The organism is Pseudomonas sp. 3MA1, assembly GCF_029237275.1.
Taxonomy (GTDB): Bacteria; Pseudomonadota; Gammaproteobacteria; order Pseudomonadales; family Pseudomonadaceae; genus Aquipseudomonas; species Aquipseudomonas fluorescens_AP.
The window spans coordinates 326,872-343,325 of record NZ_JAACFX010000007.1; the positions used below are offsets into that span (position 1 = coordinate 326,872).

A 16,454-nucleotide genomic window follows, 5' to 3' on the forward strand; every position below is an offset into this window, starting at 1 on the left:
CCGTATACTTTCGCGCTTGCCCGCAGCCCGTTGCCTGCGCCCCTCGACCTGGTAGCCAAAAACTCATGTCACGACCTGCTCCGCTGTTGTTCCTGCTGGCCTGCCTGCTGTTCTTCTTCGCCCTGGGCAATCACCAGTTGCAAGGCTCCACCGAAGCCCGGGTGGCCGGGATCGCCATGGAAATGCACCTGGATGACGACTGGGTCACGCCGCGCCTGTTCGGCACGCCGTTCCTGGAAAAACCGCCGCTGAGCCTGTGGCTCGACGCCAGTGCCATCCGCGCCTTCGGCGGCACGCCCCTGGCGGTGCGCCTGGCCTCGGCCTTTGCCGGGCTGTTCAGCGTGATGCTGCTGTACGCCATGCTGCGCCGTTTTGGCCGGCCGGCCACCCTGGCGGCAGTCGCCGGCTTGATGCTGGCGACCATGGCCAGTTACTGGAGCAACGTGCGCGGCGTGGGTGAGGATGCCCTGCTCAGCCTTGGAGTGACCCTGGCCCTGCTGGCGTTCTTTCAGGCCCAGCGCCGTCAGGCCGAACAGCAACCGGCGCGGCTGGCCTGGCTGGCCTTCGCCGTCGGCATCGCCATCGCCACCCTGAGCAAGGGGGTGCTGGGCCTGGCCATGCCGGGGGTGGTGATCTTCGCCTACCTGCTGGCCGACAGCCTGATCGAAAAACGCTTCAGCTTCAGCCAGTGGCTGCGCCCCGGATTGCTGACCCTGCTGGGCCTGGTGCCGCTGATGATCTGGCTGTACATGCTCTACCAGCGCGGCGGCCTGCAAGCCCTGGGCGAAGTGCTGTGGACCAACAGCGTCGGGCGCTTCGACGGCTCCTTTGTCGAGGCCGGGCACTACGAGCCCTTCTATTACTACCTGGCCAAGCTGCCCCAGGCCTTCCTGCCGTGGAACATCCTGGTCTACCTGGGCCTGTGGCACTTTCGCAAGACCCTGGTGCAGAACCGCTACCTGCTGTTCTTCAGCCTCTGGTTGCTGGCGCAGTTCACCCTGCTGTGCCTGGCCTCCAGCAAGCGCACGGTGTACCTGATGTCCCTGACACCGGCGGCGGCGGTGCTGGCGGCCGAGTACGGCGCGGTGCTGTACCAGCGCCTCGCGCAGCGGGCCCAGGGAGCGGGGTTCTGGAGTGTGGTGGGGCGCCGGCGTCGGGCCCTGACCATCGCCATCATGAGCCTGATGGTCTGCGCCTACCTGGCCAACGCCCAATGGGCCGCGCCCCGGGCCGACCGTGAACTGTCCTTCGTCCCGGTGACCGACCAGATCATCGCGCTGCAGGCCAGCGGGCATCAGCTGGCGCTGTATCAGGCCAACGAGCGCATCGCCGGGGCCAGCGTGTTCTACACCCAAAGCCTGCTCAAGGACCTGCAGACCGAAGCGCAGTTGCAGGCCTTTCTCGCCGAATCGCCGCAGCATGTCGCCGTCATCGGCGGCGACCAGACGCCCAAGCCGCCGTTGCAGATCCTCAAGACCATCATGGTCAGCCGCCAGGCCTACCACTTCGTCAACCTGGCGCCGGGCCAGTGACCCACCAATGAAAACGGCACCTGAATCAGGTGCCGTTTGTCTATCCGGGCGAGGCTTACTGTGGGTTCTTCAGCTTGACCACATCGCCGGAGACCTTGGTGGTGTAGCCGCTCAGGACCCAGGCCCAGAACCAGTTTTCCTGGATTTGGGTATTGATCAGCGCATCGCCGCCCTTGGCCTTGATCGCCGCGGTCTGCGCGCGGACGAAACGGCTGTTCTGCTGGATCGGGATCACTCCGAACAACATGATGCCGGTGGCGGTCGCTTCACTGTGACCGATGACGGTGTACTGGCTGCTGTCCAACTGCTGGGTTTTCATCGGGGTGCCGGTGCAGCCCGCAAGAACCAGACCGAGACAGGCAGAGGCAACGACTTTGCTGATGTGTTTCAAGGCTTAACTCCATGAAAAAAACATCCGGGATTCATTTCCCGGGCGCGGCACTTTACTCGCGAGGGGTAAAAATGCCCATCCCGAAATCGCTTCCCCTTGAACCCTTTCCCGCTGATACCCGCTCACCGCCCTTGAAACCATGACTCCTGCCCATTGACGGGCATTTCCTCAAAGGAGTCAGTCATGACCATCACCGTTACCAGCACAACCCTGGACCAGGCCGTCGCCCAGAAGCGTTTCGACGATGCCTGCCGCTACCTGCGCCAATCCGACCTGGCCAACTTCCTGCTCGACGAACTGATCGCGGTCAAGGAAGAGCTGATCGTGGAAGTCACCAACTCCTCGGCCCCGGACAAGACCGACCGCTGGATTCCTCCGGCCGCCAACTCCACCACGTCCGCCGGACGCGTGGTGTGGAACCTCAAGTCCCAGGTGTACGCCATCGAGAAAAAATACAAACAGCCGGACCTGAGCAACTTCCAGAAATTCCTCGCGCTGTTCAGCAGCGACCGGGTCGAGCGGCTGTCCCCGGCCCTGGTGCTGATGCATGAGCTGGGGCACGCCTGCCAGTTCCTCACCAACAAGGCCGAGTTCCGCAAGCAACTGGCGAACAGGAACATCCTCGAAGTGGAAAACATCAACGTCAACGCCATCGAAAACACCGTGGCCAAGGAGCTGACGGCAAAAAACAACAAGGAAGGCCTGCGCTGGGACTACCTTGATGCTCGCTAAGCCCTGCTTCCCCGGCGGCACCCTGTCGCCGGGGGACTTCCCGCTGTTCGTGCCGGGCCGTTGCGGCCTGGAAAAGGAGATATTCCCATGTTGATTCTGCGTTCACTGATCCTCGGACTGACCCTGCTGGCCGGCGCTGCCCACGCCCTGGAAACCACCCACCTGCCACCCGCCACCCTCAAGGCCTACGCCGCCACCCTGAACAGCGTCGCCGGCAACAGCCAGTGGCAGCAACTGTGGAAACGCTCTCGGGACCAGGGCGCGTTCACCCACCAGGGCGAGCAACCGCGCTTTACCGTCAGCCAGGACAAACTGCCGGATATGGTCCGCACCACCTTGCTCAATGCCAGCAGCGTGTCCGCGCAAAACACCACCCAGGCGCTGTACCGCTACGAGTTTGCCAACCCCATTGGCCAGGCCAAGGGCATTGCCCTCAAGGCCATGTGCCTGTTGGTGGACTGGCGCTCGCTGCCCAGCGGCACGCCACCGGACGACACCAGCCACATGGGCAACGCCAGCCTGCTGCAAACCTACCCCTGCCTCTGACAGCGGCAAGCCGCCCAGGCCTTGAGCCTGGGCGGCGAGCACTTACGAGGTTAGCTGCGAGCCCAGCAGATCGGCCTCCTTGCGCCGACGAGTGCCGTAGCTGTCGCCAAAATTGCGCAGGTTGGCCAGGGCACTCTTCCAGTCGCGGGCCACCACCTGGGCCCAGAAGTTCGGCGTGCGAGTGGCCAGGTTGCCGTACTGAAAGGCCACCGAGGCGATCACCGTCTGCATCGGCGCCGGCAACTGGGCGAAATCCACCCCGCTGGCCTGGGTGTAGGCCGCGGCCAGTCGATCGACGAAGGGCGCCTTGTACGCCTCATCGATCAGCTCGGCCTCGGCGCTGCTGATGCTCAGGGGCTGGTCAGTGAGAAACTGCTTGGCCTTGAGCCCCGTCAGCCCCAGGTAGGGCGTCAGCCGCCGCACCAGATCCGCCGGCAGGTTCAGCGCCTGCAGATCCTGGACCCCGCGCTGCCCCAAGTCGAACCCGGTGCCCACCGTGACCCCGCTCTTGCTATTGGCCGCATCGGGCACATAACCGCGAGTCATGGCACCGCCTTCGAGGGCGGCGATAAAGCTGAAATCAATCGCATAACGTGACATGGATATTTCCTCCAACAGTTGAAGAAAATCCAGTGCACCACCGGCGACCGATACAGCATCAGGATGTAATAGTTCCCCTTAATAAGGGGGAAATTTCCCACTGAACAACGGACGAGGCACCTCCTTAGGATCGAACCAGCGTTATCCATAATTCCAAGGAGGTACCAAATGGACGTGAAAGACCTCAGTCTCATCGATGTTCGTCAACTCCCTCACTCGCTCCAGGCCCTCATCGACTGCATCGGCCTGGAGAACGCCTACCGCCTGACCCGAGAGTACGGCGGCCGCCCCAAGTACATTCCCAAGCACGCCGAACGCACCTCGCTGGCCCTGATCCTGCCTCCCGACGCCCTCAACGCGCTGATCGAACGCTTCGCCGGACTGGCCCTGGAAATTCCCAAGGCCGATCACTTCTGCCGGCAGATCCGCAACCAGCACATCCAGCTGGAAAGTCTCGGCGGTATCTCTCGCAGCGTGCTGGCGGACAAGTACGGCCTGAGCCTGCGGCAGATCGGCAACATCCGTCGCCTGGAGGCCAACACTCACCGGTAATCGATTCCCGCTGAATCGGCCGCCGCGGCTTTCTTAAGGTGCAGGGGCGCATTTCGCGCAACGAAGAACAAGGAGCTAGACCATGGCAGATATTGATAAGGGCTTGATCGGCGGCGTGATTGCCGCGCTGCCCCTGGACAAGATGATCACCGGTCCGCTGATGGCGATGATTCAGGCGCAAGTCGCCGCGAGCAAAGCCTATGCGGACTTCCTCATGGGCGTGTGCATCAAGGACGGCCAGGCGGTATCGGTGCAGTTCGACTACGACGAAACCCTGGTGGATGAACAGGGCGTCTACAAGGGCACGGTGAAGAAGTCGATGCGCATTCCGCTGCTGGCGGCCATCAGTCACCCCAACATCACCATCGAGGAAGGCTCCATCGAGTTCGAGCTGACCATCAGCCAGATGGCCGAGGACACCAGCAGCACCGAAGCCTCCGGCAGTTTCGAGGCGAAGCTGGGCTGGGGCCCGTTCAGCGTTTCGGTCAAGGGCGCGGCGAGCCACAAATCCACCCAGACCCGCAAGACCGACACCCGCGCGCGCTACGCCATCAGCACCAAGATCGTCCGCCAGGACCCACCGGAAGCCCTGATGCGCGTCATCGACTTCCTCACCGACGCGGCCACCAAACCGGTGCGGCTGCCGAGCACGCAACCGACCGACCCGGACAAGCTGCCAACCGCTAATACGCTGGCAATGCCGGACGCCCCGGCCGAGAAGAAAACCGGCACCGGCGGTTGATCCACGCGGCACCGTCGCCCCAGCAACCCGCCCCGCCTTCACGGCGGGGCACCTCAGCCACCGAACAAGGAGCGTGATCCATGGCGTTTTTTTCCCGCAGCAAGGAGCCCATGTCGGCCAGCGACCTGAGCCACATCACCCGAGGCATGCACCAGGCCGCCGCCGCCACTCACAACCTGATCGCCCAGCAGTACATCAAGTTGTTCGACCAGTTCTTCGATTACAACGTCAACGACCTGGGCACGCCGATGAAGGCCAAGATGGTCGAGGTGGCGCTCAACGATGACCACATCATCAACGTGCCGCTGATTGCCCTTGTTTCGCCCAAGGGCCTGGCCCTGCACAAGATGACCGTCGACCTGTCGGTGCGCATGCAGGCCACCGAGCTGCAGAAGGCCAGCCACGACCTGGAGAATGGCGAGCTGCAAAGCGAGAAGTTTTTCGTCACCTTCGGCAGCGGCAAGCGTGATGGCCAGGAACGCGACCCGGACGAAGTTCAGATCAGCATGGAGTTTCGCGACTGCCAACCGCCGGAAGCGATCCAGCGCCTGATCGAAGAATTCACCAACCTGATCAGCCCGCAACGCATCAATGAAGGCCCGGCCCCGGCCGCAGCGGCTGGCGCTGCGCCTGCCGACCCGGACTTGCTGGCCCCCTGAGCCCCGGGCCCGCCCGGCTGGCCGCAGCGGTCAGCCCCAAGGCGCCTCAAGGCTTGAGGTTCACCGAACGCCAGTCGCTGGCCTCGATCAGCCCAAGCATCTTCGGCGCGCCGTTGAGGGTATCGGTGGTGATGAACAGCGAGGCGCCGTAGCCCAGGGTCGGGGTCGCCAGCTTCAGCTCCTGCTCCAGTTCATCCATGCATTCGCTGTGGGTCACCAGCACCAGGTTGCGCCCGGCGACCTTATGCGCCAGGGCGTCGCGCAGCATGCTGCCCTTGCAGTTATACAGCCAGCCATCGCCACTGCTGACCTTGCTGAACATGTAGCCGGCGGTCTGCGCGGTGCGGGTCATGGGGCTGTTGTAGATCTCGGTGCGTGCAAGGCCCAACTGCTCGAATCGCGCGCCGATGGCCACCGCCACTTCCCGCGCACGATCGGTAATGCCATCGGCGGGCCCCAGGCAGGGGGCGCTGGAACGGTCGCAGCGCTCGACATGCCGCACCAGGACAATCGTGTCGCCCTTGGCCCAGCTGCTGGTCAGGGCCTTGATCCCGGCCACGTTGCCATGAGCCAGATCGGGCACCGCCGCCGGACGCCAGCAAAACAGGCACAGCGCAAGCAGCGACAGAGCCGCCAGCAGCAAGGCCAGGCGGTTCTTGTAACGCGTCAGGCCGCTCATCGCGAATGAGCGTTTGACCGGCGGCAAAGCAAGTCTTGTGGCCACTGAGCAACCGCCCCTCTGAGAATGATCCGATGTGTTGAGCAACTCGCCATCAGGCTAGCGCCTGCTGATGACAATCGAGTGCCGGCCAATGCCTGTGGCATCGACTCATCGGACTCTAGGGCGGCAAGCGTGGGGCGCGGGTGAAATGAATGTGAAAAAAAGCTCAACGGACCGACGGTGATCCCGCAAAATAACCGTCCATCGCCTCAAACATTGTCCTGGGACAATACCGACGAAATCGTTTCAGCTATGGGCCATGCCGCCGATACAGCCCCTACAAAACACCTTGCTGGTCACCAACAACAACAATCTTCCAGCCAACTCAAGATCAAGAAGAGCTACGTTCCTGGAGGAATTCAATGAGTAGTTGGTTTGCCAACATCAGCGTCAACCTTAAGCTGGGCCTGGGTTTCGGCCTGGTCCTGGCCCTCACCACCGTCCTGGCACTGACCGGCTGGACCAGCCTGGGCAGCCTGATCGACCGCAGTAACTGGATGAGCGACATCACCCAGCTCAACAGCGGCCTGACCAAACTGCGGGTCACCCGCCTGCAGTACATGCTGGCCAACGGCGACGAAACCGCGGCCCAGGGCGTACAGAACACCCTCGACGATTTCAGCGCGCAGCAGAAAAAGCTCCTGGCCTCGTTCCAGAGCCCGGACAACATCAAGCTCCTGCAGGGCCTGGGCGCGACCATCAGCGCCTACCAGGATTCGCTGAACAAGATGCGCAACGCCTACCGCACCGGCGACGCCGCGCGCCAGGCCATGAACCAGAACGCCGAGCACGCCAACGACCTGATCAACGCCATCAACGCCCGGGTCAAGCAGATGCCCCTGAGCGATGAGCGCTTTACCCAATTCCAGGCCATCACCCAGGCCAAGGAAGCCTTCCAGCTGGCGCGCTACGAAGTGCGCGGCTACACCAACACCAGCAACCCGGACACCGAACAGAAAGCCGTGACCCAGCTCAATGCGGCGATTGCCGAGCTGGACCAGCTCAATGCGCACTTCGGCAGCACCCAGCGCGAGGCCCTGCAACAGCTGGAAAGCGCCCTGAGCGGCTACCGCAGTTCGCTGCAGGCCTTCAAGGTCGCCTTCACCGACGCCGTGCAGGCGCGCAAGGAAATGACCGACCAGGGCGCCGACATCGTCAGCCGCAGCGACGCCCTGTACCAGATCCAGCTGGACCGCCGCGACATCGAAAGCGCCCAGGCCCGCAGCCTGCAATTGATCAGCACCCTGCTGGCGCTGCTGGTGGGTGTACTGGCCGCCGTGATCATCACCCGGCAGATCACCCGCCCGTTGCAGGAAACCCTGGCCGTGGTCGAGCGCATCGCTTCCGGCGATCTCACCGAAAACCTGCGGGTCACCCGTCGCGATGAACTGGGCGTGCTGCAACAGGGCATCGCGCGCATGGGCGTGACCCTGCGCGAGCTGATCGGCGGCATCCGCGACGGCGTGACCCAGATCGCCAGCGCCGCCGAAGAACTGTCCGCCGTGACCGAAGAAACCAGCGCCGGGGTCAACAGCCAGAAAGTCGAGACCGACCAGGTGGCCACCGCCATGCACGAGATGACCGCCACCGTGCAGGAAGTCGCGCGCAACGCTGAACAAGCCTCCCAGGCCGCGGCCGCCGCCGACGGCGAAGCCCGCCAGGGCGACAAGGTGGTGGCCCAGGCCATCGAGCAGATCGAGCGCCTGGCCAGCGAAGTGGTGCGTTCCACCGACGCCATGACCGTGCTGCAACAGGAAAGCGACAAGATCGGCAGCGTCATGGACGTGATCAAGGCCGTGGCCGAACAGACCAACCTGCTGGCACTGAACGCCGCCATCGAAGCCGCCCGCGCCGGTGAAGCCGGCCGTGGCTTTGCCGTGGTCGCCGACGAAGTGCGGGCCCTGGCCCAGCGCACCCAGAAGTCCACCGAAGAGATCGAAGAACTGGTGGCCGGCCTGCAGAACGGCACCCAGCAAGTGGCCACGGTGATGAACAACAGCCGCAGCCTGACCGACAGCAGCGTCGAACTGACCCGCAAGGCCGGTGCCTCGCTGGAAAGCATCACCCGCACCGTGTCCAACATCCAATCGATGAACCAGCAGATCGCCGCCGCGGCCGAACAACAGAGCGCCGTGGCCGAAGAGATCAGCCGCAGCATCATCAACGTGCGCGACGTCTCCGAACAGACCGCCGCCGCCAGCGACGAAACCGCTGCCTCCAGTGTTGAACTGGCGCGCCTGGGCGGTCAGTTGCAGATGATGGTCAGCCACTTCCGCGTCTGATTTGCAGCGCGCCCTTCGGTCCCGTCGCCGCTGCCGCAGGCTGCGACAAAGACCGAAGGGCCTTCCTAGGCCCTCAAGAGCGGCGTCCCCTTCGGGGCCGATCGCAGCCTGCGGCAGCGGCTACAGAGGGTTGTTCGGCACCGTCGAGCAGCGCATCCACCACCGCCCGCGCCATCTCCACCGAATGAATCGAAGTTGAACCGCCACGCGTCGCTACCAAACGATCAAGGTGGCGGCTATACGCAGGTTGGTAGACCGGGACTCCAGGAAACCCAGCGCACACAAGGTGCCCTGCGCAGAACCGCCATAACACGTCGACAGATTAGGGCCTGTCGAAAGTCAGCGACGGCCGAAGACTAGCCCTGGACATTTCATAGGCACAAGCCATGCAAACAGTCGAAATGTAACGAGGGGACTCTCGCGGAAATGCCCTACAAATCAAAGCGAAAATCCGCCATCAGAGGCAAACTTTATCGCATCCCCTGTAGCCGCTGCCGCAGGCTGCGACAAGGCCCGCAGGGCCTTCCGAGGCCCTCAAGAGCAGCGTCCCCTTCGGGGCCGGTCGCAGCCTGCGGCAGCGGCTACAAGAAGCGCGCAAGAAGCGCGGGCGCAGGCCATTTACAGGACTTGGGGTTTGCCCTTACCTTTCCCGGTCTTCGTCCTGCTGTCCGAAGGATCTGTCACCAGGAATACCTCGATGCCCAGCCTCGGTTTTACTTCGGTCCCGCCCCTGCTGAAATACCTGCTCTATGCGGAGCAATTGGGTATTGCCACCGAGCCGGCGCTGGCGGCGGCCGGGCTTAACACCGCGCAGTTGAACGACACCAGCCTGCGCCTGCCGATGGAGGTGCATGAACGGCTGCTGGACTATTTCTGCCAGCACTCGGGCGATCCGCTGTTCGGGCTCAATTCGGCGCGCTTCGTCAAACCCAGCTCGTGGAATGTGCTGGGCTACATCACCATGAATTGCGCGACCCTGGGCGAGGCCATGGGCCGCATCATGCCGTTCGAAAAACTGGTGGGGGACATGGGCACCAGCCGGGCCGAGGTGGCCGGCGATCAGGTGCGGCTGATCTGGAGCTGTCGCCATCAGCGCCCGGACATTCGCCGGCATCTGGTGGAAAACGTCCTGGCCTCCTGGCTGTTGTATGCGCGCTGGATCGCCGATTCGCAGTTGTCGCCCAGCGCAGTGTGGTTCGAGCACGCCCTGCCGGAACCCGCCGAGGCAGCGCAGTACGAGGCATTGTTCGGCTGCCCGGTGCTGTTCCAGCAACCCTGCTCGGCGCTGGTGGCGCCACTGGAGTACCTGCAGTTGCCCCTGCGCCAGGCCGACGCGCGCCTGCTCAAGACCCTGGAAGAACATGCCCAGGCGATGATGGCATCACTGGGCGATGCGCCCCTGGCGTTGCAGGTGCAGAACGTATTGCGCCAGTTGCTCAAGGACGGCCTGCCGCGCAAGGAGCAGGTGGCGGAGCAGTTGCAGATGTCCGAACGCACCCTGCAGCGCCAGCTGCAACAGGCCGGCACCTCCTACCAGCAGATTCTTGATGACCTGCGCCAGGAGTTGGCCGAGCACCACCTGCGCCACAGCGCCCTGTCGATCCAGGACATCGCCGATTGCCTGGGCTACAGCGAATCCCGTTCCTTTCACCGCAGCTTCAAGAACCGCACCGGGCTGACCCCGGGGCAATTCCGTCAGGCCACGCTGGGCGCCGACAAGGCCTGAGCCCGCTCAGACGCTGATGGCGTTGGTGAACACCAGCCGATTGCCGAACGGATCGCTGATGGTCATGTCCTGGCTGCCCCAGGGCATGGCCTGGATCTGCGGATGGGAAAACCGATAGTCCTTGGCAAGCAATTGCTGCTGGAAGGCTTCCAGCTCGTCGGTTTCGATGCGCAGCGCCGCGCCCGGGGTGCAATCGCCGTGATGCTCGGACAGGTGCAGCACGCATTCGCCCCGGGACACCTGCATGTACAACGGAAAGTCATTCTCGAAACGATGCTGCCAATCCAGGTTGAACCCCAGGAAGTCGAGGTAAAACTCCCGGGCCTTGGCTTCATCGAAGATCCGCAGGATGGGGGTGGTTTTGCCAAAACTCATTGCACGACTCCCTGACCGAAATAAGCCGCCTGAACCGACGGTGATTCCCAGCACTTCGGCGCCACCCGGGGATTCTTTAATGGCACCGCGCCATCACTGTGACGAAGGTCAAAGAATCAGACTGCGGATGTGAAGCCACGGCGCAAATCCCCCTCTCGCGGTAAGAAACGTCCCGAGCGTTGACCGTTGGCCTGGCCATCGGCGTAGCTGCGCACCCCGTTGACCCACACCCCGTCGATCCCTTGCGCCGCTTGCTGCGGGTGCTTGAAATCGGCGACGTCGCGCACTCGCGCCGGGTCGAACAGCACCAGATCGGCCCAATGCCCTTCGCGGATCTCGCCGCGCTGCTGCAGACCGAAGCGCGCGGCGGAAAGCCCGGTCATCTTGTGCACCGCGGTGTGCAGCGGGAACAGGCCCAGGTCGCGGCTGAAGTGGCCCAGCACCCGGGGAAAGGCGCCCCACAGACGCGGATGGGGGAACGGGTCTTCCGGCAGGCCATCGGAGCCGATCATCGACAACGGATGGGCGAGGATGCGCCGCACATCGCTTTCATCCATGCCGTAGTACACCGCCCCCGCCGGTTGCAGGCGCTCGGCGGCGGCCAGCAGGCTGACGCCCCACTCGCTGGCGATTGCGCCCAGATCACGCCCGCCCTGCTCCGGGTGCGGCGTCGACCAGGTGATGGTGATGGGATAGGCATCGGTGACCTGCTTGAGGTCCAGGGTCGAGGAGCTGGCGGCGTAGGGGTAGCAGTCGCAGCCCACCGGGTGGTCCTGGGCCGCCTGCTCCAGGGCCGCCAGCAGTTGCGGGCTGCGCCCCCAGTTGCCGGCCCCGGCGCATTTGAGGTGGGAGACGATCACCGGCGCCCGGGCCGCGCGACCGATCCGGAAGGCCTCGTCCATGGCTTCCAGCACCGGCTCGAACTCGCTGCGCAGGTGGGTGGTGTACACCGCGCCGAAGGCCGTCAGTTCCTGGGCCAGTTGCAGCACTTCGTCGGTCTCGGCGCAAAACGCGCTGGCATAGGCCAGCCCGCTGGACAGGCCGAGGGCGCCATCTTCCAGGCTGTCGCGCAGTTGCTCGCGCATGGCCGCGATCTCGGCACCGCTCGCAGTGCGATAAAGGTCCGCAAGCTGATTGCTGCGCAGCGCCGTGTGCCCCACCAGGGCCGCGACGTTCACCGCCGGACGCGCCTCATCCACCGCCGCGCGGTAATCGCGAAAACGCGGATAGACGAACATCGAGCGCTCGCCCAGCAGGTTCATCGGATCCGGCGGGTCACCCTTGAGGCTCACCGGCGCGGCGCTGATCCCGCAGTTGCCGACGATCACCGTGGTCACCCCCTGGCTGAGTTTGGGCAGCATCTGCGGCTGGTGAATCACCACCGTGTCGTCGTGGGTGTGCACGTCGATGAAACCCGGGGCCAGCACGCGCCCGGCGGCATCGATATCGACCTCGGCCGTCGCCGTGGACAGATCGCCCACACAGGCGATGCGGCCGTCGAGGATCGCCAGGTCGGCGGGGTAACCCGGGCGGTCGCTGCCGTCGATGATCAGGGCGTTGCGGATCAGCGTGTCGTAGCGCATGTCAGTCTCCCAGGGGCAGGCAGTCTTCGCCGCCACGGTAATGGTCCAGGGCCAGCTTGATCCGCCGCAGGCGTTCCTGGTTGTCGTCCGGCTGGGCCAGGGCCAGCTCGGTGGCCAGCACGTCGATGGCCAGCAGCATGCCGTAGCGGGCGGCGGTGGGTTTATAGATGAACGGGGTTTCGGCGCTGTGCAGGGGCAGCAGCACGTCCGCCAGTTGCGCCAGGGGCGAGTCGGGCAAGGTGATGGCCAGGATGCTCGCGCCGTAGGTGCGCGCCAGGGTCACCGCCTCCAGCAACTCGGGGGTGATGCCGGTCAGGGAACAGGCGATCACCGCGTTTTGCGGTCCCAGGGCGGCGGCGGTGACCCGCATCATCACCGGGTCGTGACAGGCGGCGATGGGGTAGCCCAGGCGCACCAGGCGCACTTGCAGTTCATCGCTGCACAGGGTCGAGCAGCCGCCGCTGCCGAAGGCGTGAATCATCCGCGCCCGCCCCAGCAGGCGCACCGCGTCGGCGAACTGCGCCTGGGTGAAACCGGCCAGGTGCCGATGCAGCACCGACTCGATGTCGCCGACGATCTGCCGGTAGAAAGCGGACTGTTCCGGCGTACTGCCCGGGTCGAGAAAGCGACTGCCGACGCCGCTGGCCTGAGCCAGTTGCAGGCGCAGTTGGCGCAGGTCGCGGCAACCGACGCTGCGGGCAAACCGCGACAGGGTGGCGGCGCTGACTTCGGCGCGTTGGGCCAGCTCGTCGAGGCTGGCGGAGGCGCCAAAGCCGACGTCGTCCAGCAGCAGACGGGCGATCCGTCGCTCCCCGGCGCTGAAGTCGTTCAGCCCCGCACGGATCTTGTAAAGAATGTCCATCTACAGCAGCTCCGCGAGGCCCAGGGTCAGGCCGAAGGCGATCAGCGAAATCAGCGTCTCCAGCACGGTCCAGGTCTTGAAGGTTTGAGTGACGGTCATATTGAAGTATTCCTTCACCAGCCAGAAGCCACCGTCGTTGACGTGGGACAGAATCACCGAGCCGGCGCCGGTGGCGATCACCAGCAATTCCGGGTGCGGGTAGCCCAGGCCGACGGCCACCGGCGCCACCACCCCCGACGCGGTGGTCAGGGCCACGGTGGCGGAACCGGTGGCGACCCGCATCAGCACCGCGAACAGCCAGCCCATCCACAGCGGCGACAGCTGGAATTCATGGGCCAGGCCGACGATCTGCTCGGTGACCCCAGAGTCGATCAGAATCCGATTGAGGCCGCCGCCGGCCCCCACCAGCAGGGTGATGCTGGCCGTGGGCGCCAGGCATTCGTTGGTGAACTTGAGGATCGATTCGCGATTGATGCCCTGGGCCAGCCCCAGGGTCCAGAAACTCACCAGGGTCGCCACCAGCAGGGCGATCACCGAGTTGCCGATAAACAGCAGGAACTGATTGAGCCCGGTGCCCGGCTCGGCCAGCAGGTTGGCCCAGCCGCCGATCAGCATCAGCACCACCGGCAACAGAATGGTCGCCATGGTCAGGCGGAAACTCGGCAGGCGCGGGCGCGGCTCGCGGGCGATGAACTGACGCTCCAGGGGGTTCTCCGCTGGCAGGTGGATGTGCGGCACGATAAACCGGGCATACACCGGACCGGCGAGGATGGCCGTCGGCACGCCGATCAGGATCGCGTACAGCAGGGTCTGCCCCACCGACGCCTGATAGGCCTGCACCGCCAGCATCGCTCCCGGGTGCGGCGGCACCAGGGCGTGGACCACCGACAGCCCAGCGACCATGGGCAGGCCCACCATCAGCAGCGACACCCCGACCCGACGGGCCACGGTGAAGGCGATGGGGATAAGCAACACAAAGCCCACTTCGAAAAACAACGGCAGGCCCACCAGGAAGGCAATGCACACCATGGCCCAGTGCGCGTTGCGCTCGCCGAAACGATCGATCAGGGTCCGCGCCACCTGTTCGGCGCCGCCGGATTCGGCCATCAGCTTGCCGAGCATGGTGCCCAGGGCCACCACCAGGGCGATGTGGCCCAGGGTCTTGCCAACCCCGGCTTCATAGGCGCCCACCACCCCGGACGGCGGCATGCCGGCCATCAGCGCCAGGCCAATGGACACCAGGGTGATGACAATAAAGGGGTTGAGCCGGTAGCGGGCGATCAACACGATCAACGCAATGATGGCGACTGCGGCGTAGCCCAGCAGCCAAAAACCCGATGCGGGAGCCATGGGACCCTCCTTGAAGACAGCGTCACTTCGAATGGTTGTGAAACGCTTTAATCACTTAAGGAGGCGGGTTTCAAACCCAGTGAAACTCATTTTCGTAAAGAGACAGGCTTTGTCGTGAACAGCTAAGCAAAAGCGCGAGCGATGAAAATCGGTAGTGGGTATTTTCATCCCTGCTCACTGAAAAACGGGCGAGCGTTGGCGCTCGCCCACTGGCCTCAGTCGTGTTGCACCCGGGCTCGTTTCAGTAGCGTCTTGCACCGCTCCGACAGGTGCAGCACCCGCAACTGCTTGCCGGCCTTGGCATAACGTTCGCGCAAGGTCTTCAGCGCGGCGATGGCCGAGTAATCGACAAAGCTCAGGTGACGACAGTCGATGGTCACCTGCTGCGGATCGCCCGCCGGGTCGAACTGGTTGAGAAACGGCGTGGTGGAGGCGAAGAACAAGGTGCCATGCAGCTGATAGCGCTTGCTGCCATCGGCCTCCAGGTGAGCATCGGCGTACAGCTCGCGGGCCTGCTGCCAGGCGAAGTTCAGCGCCGCGATCACAATGCCGCAGAACACCGCCATGGCCAGGTCGGTGAACACCGTGATCACGCTCACCGCGAGGATCACCAGCACGTCGTTGAGCGGCACCTTGCGGATCACCCGCAACGAGGCCCAGGCAAAGGTCTGCTGTGACACCACGAACATCACCCCCACCAGCGCCGCCAGGGGAATGCGCTCGATCAGCGGTGAAAGAAACAGCACGAACAGCAGGATCAGCCCACCGGCCACCACCCCGGACAAGCGCCCGCGACCGCCGGAACTGAGGTTGATCACGGTCTGCCCGATCATCGCGCAGCCGCCCATGCCGCCGAACATCCCCGACACCATGTTGGCCGCCCCCAGGGCCACGCATTCACGGTCCGGATGGCCGCGGCTCTCGGTGATTTCATCGGTGAGGTTGAGGGTCAGCAGGGTTTCCAGCAGGCCGACCATGGCCATCAGCAGCGCGTAGGGCGCGACGATCGAAAGCGTCTCCAGGCTCCACGGCACCTGGGGCAAGGCCAGGCGCGGCAGACCGCCGGCGATGTGCGCCATGTCGCCCAGGGTGCGGGTCGGCAGGTCCAGCAGGTACACCAGCAAACCGACGCCGAGGATTGCCACCAACGCCGGCGGCACGGCGCGGGTCAGGCGCGGCAGCAGATAGACGATGGCCATGGTCAATGCCACCAGCCCGGCCATCAGGTACAGCGGCTGGCCGCTGAGCCAGTGTTCGCCGCTCTTGAAATGCTCCAGCTGAGCCAGGGCGATGACGATCGCCAGACCGTTGACGAAGCCCAGCATCACCGGGTACGGCACCATGCGCACCAGCTTGCCCAGGCGCAGCAGGCCAAACACCACCATGACCAGCCCGCCCAGCAGCACCGTGGCCAGCAGGTACTGCACGCCGTGCTGCACCACCAGGGCGACGATCACCACCGCCATGGAGCCGGCCGCGCCGGAAACCATGCCCGGCCGCCCGCCGAACAGCGCGGTCAGGGTGCAGATGAAGAAGGCGCCGTACAGGCCCATCAACGGGTTGAGGTGGGCCACCAGGGCGAAGGCGATGCATTCGGGGAGCAAGGCAAAGGAGGTGGTGAGTCCGGCCAGGACATCGGCGCGCAGACGTTTTGCTTTCATGATTGACCTGATAGACGGACCGGCAGGCGCGGCCCTGGGAAGAGCGGAAAGAAGGCGGGGAATGTTACGGAATTGAGCCATCGACGACCAGCCGGCCGTCGGCGCCTGCACAACGAAGGTAGGAGCTGGCTTGCCAGCGA

16 protein-coding genes are annotated in these 16,454 nt (G+C 64.5%); 8 read left to right on the forward strand and 8 right to left on the reverse strand.

What is annotated here, in order from left to right; genetic code table 11:
- Nucleotides 1-65 precede the first annotated feature (65 nt).
- Nucleotides 66-1,532, forward strand: coding sequence for a phospholipid carrier-dependent glycosyltransferase (locus GWQ44_RS20435; protein ID WP_275928157.1), 1,467 nt, complete (start codon nt 66-68; stop codon nt 1,530-1,532).
- 55 nt (nt 1,533-1,587) lie between these two features.
- On the opposite strand, the gene GWQ44_RS20440 is transcribed toward GWQ44_RS20435, so the two are convergent.
- On the reverse strand, nt 1,588-1,923 hold the full coding sequence (locus GWQ44_RS20440) for a hypothetical protein (RefSeq protein WP_016965014.1): 336 nt from the start codon (nt 1,921-1,923) through the stop codon (nt 1,588-1,590).
- A 183-nt stretch (nt 1,924-2,106) separates the two neighbouring features.
- On the opposite strand from GWQ44_RS20440, the gene GWQ44_RS20445 reads away from it, so the two are divergent.
- Nucleotides 2,107-2,655, forward strand: a complete 549-nt coding sequence (locus GWQ44_RS20445) for a hypothetical protein (protein WP_235436941.1) — start codon at nt 2,107-2,109, stop codon at nt 2,653-2,655.
- Nucleotides 2,656-2,742: 87 nt separating this feature from the next.
- Nucleotides 2,743-3,201, forward strand: a complete 459-nt coding sequence (locus tag GWQ44_RS20450; RefSeq protein WP_179598278.1) for a hypothetical protein — start codon at nt 2,743-2,745, stop codon at nt 3,199-3,201.
- 42 nt (nt 3,202-3,243) lie between these two features.
- On the opposite strand, the gene GWQ44_RS20455 is transcribed toward GWQ44_RS20450, so the two are convergent.
- Nucleotides 3,244-3,801: a pesticin C-terminus-like muramidase gene (locus GWQ44_RS20455; protein WP_275928158.1), complete on the reverse strand. Its 558-nt coding sequence runs from the start codon at nt 3,799-3,801 to the stop codon at nt 3,244-3,246.
- Between the two features lie 168 nt (nt 3,802-3,969).
- Here GWQ44_RS20455 and GWQ44_RS20460 point away from each other — a divergent pair, with 168 nt between their 5' ends.
- From GWQ44_RS20460 to GWQ44_RS20470, 3 genes are all read left to right on the forward strand, one after another.
- The gene (locus GWQ44_RS20460) at nt 3,970-4,353 is read left to right on the forward strand and encodes a hypothetical protein (RefSeq protein ID WP_016965010.1); all 384 of its coding nucleotides are present in this window, start codon (nt 3,970-3,972) and stop codon (nt 4,351-4,353) included.
- 82 nt (nt 4,354-4,435) lie between these two features.
- A complete protein-coding gene (locus tag GWQ44_RS20465; protein WP_016965009.1) occupies nt 4,436-5,095 on the forward strand; it encodes a DUF2589 domain-containing protein in 660 nt (219 codons plus the stop codon).
- A gap of 80 nt (nt 5,096-5,175) precedes the next feature.
- Nucleotides 5,176-5,754: a DUF2589 domain-containing protein gene (locus GWQ44_RS20470; RefSeq protein WP_016965008.1), complete on the forward strand. Its 579-nt coding sequence runs from the start codon at nt 5,176-5,178 to the stop codon at nt 5,752-5,754.
- Nucleotides 5,755-5,800: 46 nt separating this feature from the next.
- Here the strand turns inward: GWQ44_RS20470 and GWQ44_RS20475 are convergent, their stop codons facing one another.
- Nucleotides 5,801-6,478, reverse strand: coding sequence for a histidine phosphatase family protein (locus tag GWQ44_RS20475; RefSeq protein ID WP_275928159.1), 678 nt, complete (start codon nt 6,476-6,478; stop codon nt 5,801-5,803).
- Between the two features lie 359 nt (nt 6,479-6,837).
- Here GWQ44_RS20475 and GWQ44_RS20480 point away from each other — a divergent pair, with 359 nt between their 5' ends.
- Together GWQ44_RS20480 and GWQ44_RS20485 are read left to right on the forward strand one after the other, a co-directional pair.
- Nucleotides 6,838-8,757, forward strand: a complete 1,920-nt coding sequence (locus tag GWQ44_RS20480) for a methyl-accepting chemotaxis protein (protein ID WP_275928160.1) — start codon at nt 6,838-6,840, stop codon at nt 8,755-8,757.
- 697 nt (nt 8,758-9,454) lie between these two features.
- Complete coding sequence (locus GWQ44_RS20485) at nt 9,455-10,483, forward strand: AraC family transcriptional regulator (protein ID WP_275928161.1); 1,029 nt, start codon at nt 9,455-9,457, stop codon at nt 10,481-10,483.
- 6 nt (nt 10,484-10,489) lie between these two features.
- Here the strand turns inward: GWQ44_RS20485 and GWQ44_RS20490 are convergent, their stop codons facing one another.
- The 5 genes from GWQ44_RS20490 to GWQ44_RS20510 form a co-directional block, all read right to left on the reverse strand.
- Nucleotides 10,490-10,858: a glyoxalase superfamily protein gene (locus GWQ44_RS20490; protein ID WP_179598288.1), complete on the reverse strand. Its 369-nt coding sequence runs from the start codon at nt 10,856-10,858 to the stop codon at nt 10,490-10,492.
- Nucleotides 10,859-10,974: 116 nt separating this feature from the next.
- The gene (locus GWQ44_RS20495) at nt 10,975-12,441 is read right to left on the reverse strand and encodes a D-aminoacylase (protein ID WP_275928162.1); all 1,467 of its coding nucleotides are present in this window, start codon (nt 12,439-12,441) and stop codon (nt 10,975-10,977) included.
- A 1-nt stretch (nt 12,442) separates the two neighbouring features.
- A complete protein-coding gene (locus GWQ44_RS20500; RefSeq protein WP_016964403.1) occupies nt 12,443-13,303 on the reverse strand; it encodes a MurR/RpiR family transcriptional regulator in 861 nt (286 codons plus the stop codon).
- Nucleotides 13,304-14,653: a gluconate:H+ symporter gene (locus GWQ44_RS20505; RefSeq protein ID WP_103740536.1), complete on the reverse strand. Its 1,350-nt coding sequence runs from the start codon at nt 14,651-14,653 to the stop codon at nt 13,304-13,306.
- A gap of 215 nt (nt 14,654-14,868) precedes the next feature.
- Complete coding sequence (locus GWQ44_RS20510) at nt 14,869-16,314, reverse strand: SulP family inorganic anion transporter (protein ID WP_199009458.1); 1,446 nt, start codon at nt 16,312-16,314, stop codon at nt 14,869-14,871.
- Between the last annotated feature and the right edge of the window lie 140 nt (nt 16,315-16,454).

Bases quoted from the DNA above. Each gene is read 5' to 3' on its own strand.
- GWQ44_RS20435 (WP_275928157.1), top strand. From the start codon at position 66: ATGTCACGACCTGCTCCGCTGTTGTTCCTGCTGGCCTGCCTGCTGTTC.
- GWQ44_RS20445 (WP_235436941.1), top strand. From the start codon at position 2,107: ATGACCATCACCGTTACCAGCACAACCCTGGACCAGGCCGTCGCCCAG.
- GWQ44_RS20450 (WP_179598278.1), top strand. From the start codon at position 2,743: ATGTTGATTCTGCGTTCACTGATCCTCGGACTGACCCTGCTGGCCGGC.
- GWQ44_RS20455 (WP_275928158.1), bottom strand. From the start codon at position 3,801: ATGTCACGTTATGCGATTGATTTCAGCTTTATCGCCGCCCTCGAAGGC.
- GWQ44_RS20460 (WP_016965010.1), top strand. From the start codon at position 3,970: ATGGACGTGAAAGACCTCAGTCTCATCGATGTTCGTCAACTCCCTCAC.
- GWQ44_RS20465 (WP_016965009.1), top strand. From the start codon at position 4,436: ATGGCAGATATTGATAAGGGCTTGATCGGCGGCGTGATTGCCGCGCTG.
- GWQ44_RS20470 (WP_016965008.1), top strand. From the start codon at position 5,176: ATGGCGTTTTTTTCCCGCAGCAAGGAGCCCATGTCGGCCAGCGACCTG.
- GWQ44_RS20480 (WP_275928160.1), top strand. From the start codon at position 6,838: ATGAGTAGTTGGTTTGCCAACATCAGCGTCAACCTTAAGCTGGGCCTG.
- GWQ44_RS20485 (WP_275928161.1), top strand. From the start codon at position 9,455: ATGCCCAGCCTCGGTTTTACTTCGGTCCCGCCCCTGCTGAAATACCTG.
- GWQ44_RS20490 (WP_179598288.1), bottom strand. From the start codon at position 10,858: ATGAGTTTTGGCAAAACCACCCCCATCCTGCGGATCTTCGATGAAGCC.
- GWQ44_RS20495 (WP_275928162.1), bottom strand. From the start codon at position 12,441: ATGCGCTACGACACGCTGATCCGCAACGCCCTGATCATCGACGGCAGC.
- GWQ44_RS20500 (WP_016964403.1), bottom strand. From the start codon at position 13,303: ATGGACATTCTTTACAAGATCCGTGCGGGGCTGAACGACTTCAGCGCC.
- GWQ44_RS20505 (WP_103740536.1), bottom strand. From the start codon at position 14,653: ATGGCTCCCGCATCGGGTTTTTGGCTGCTGGGCTACGCCGCAGTCGCC.
- GWQ44_RS20510 (WP_199009458.1), bottom strand. From the start codon at position 16,314: ATGAAAGCAAAACGTCTGCGCGCCGATGTCCTGGCCGGACTCACCACC.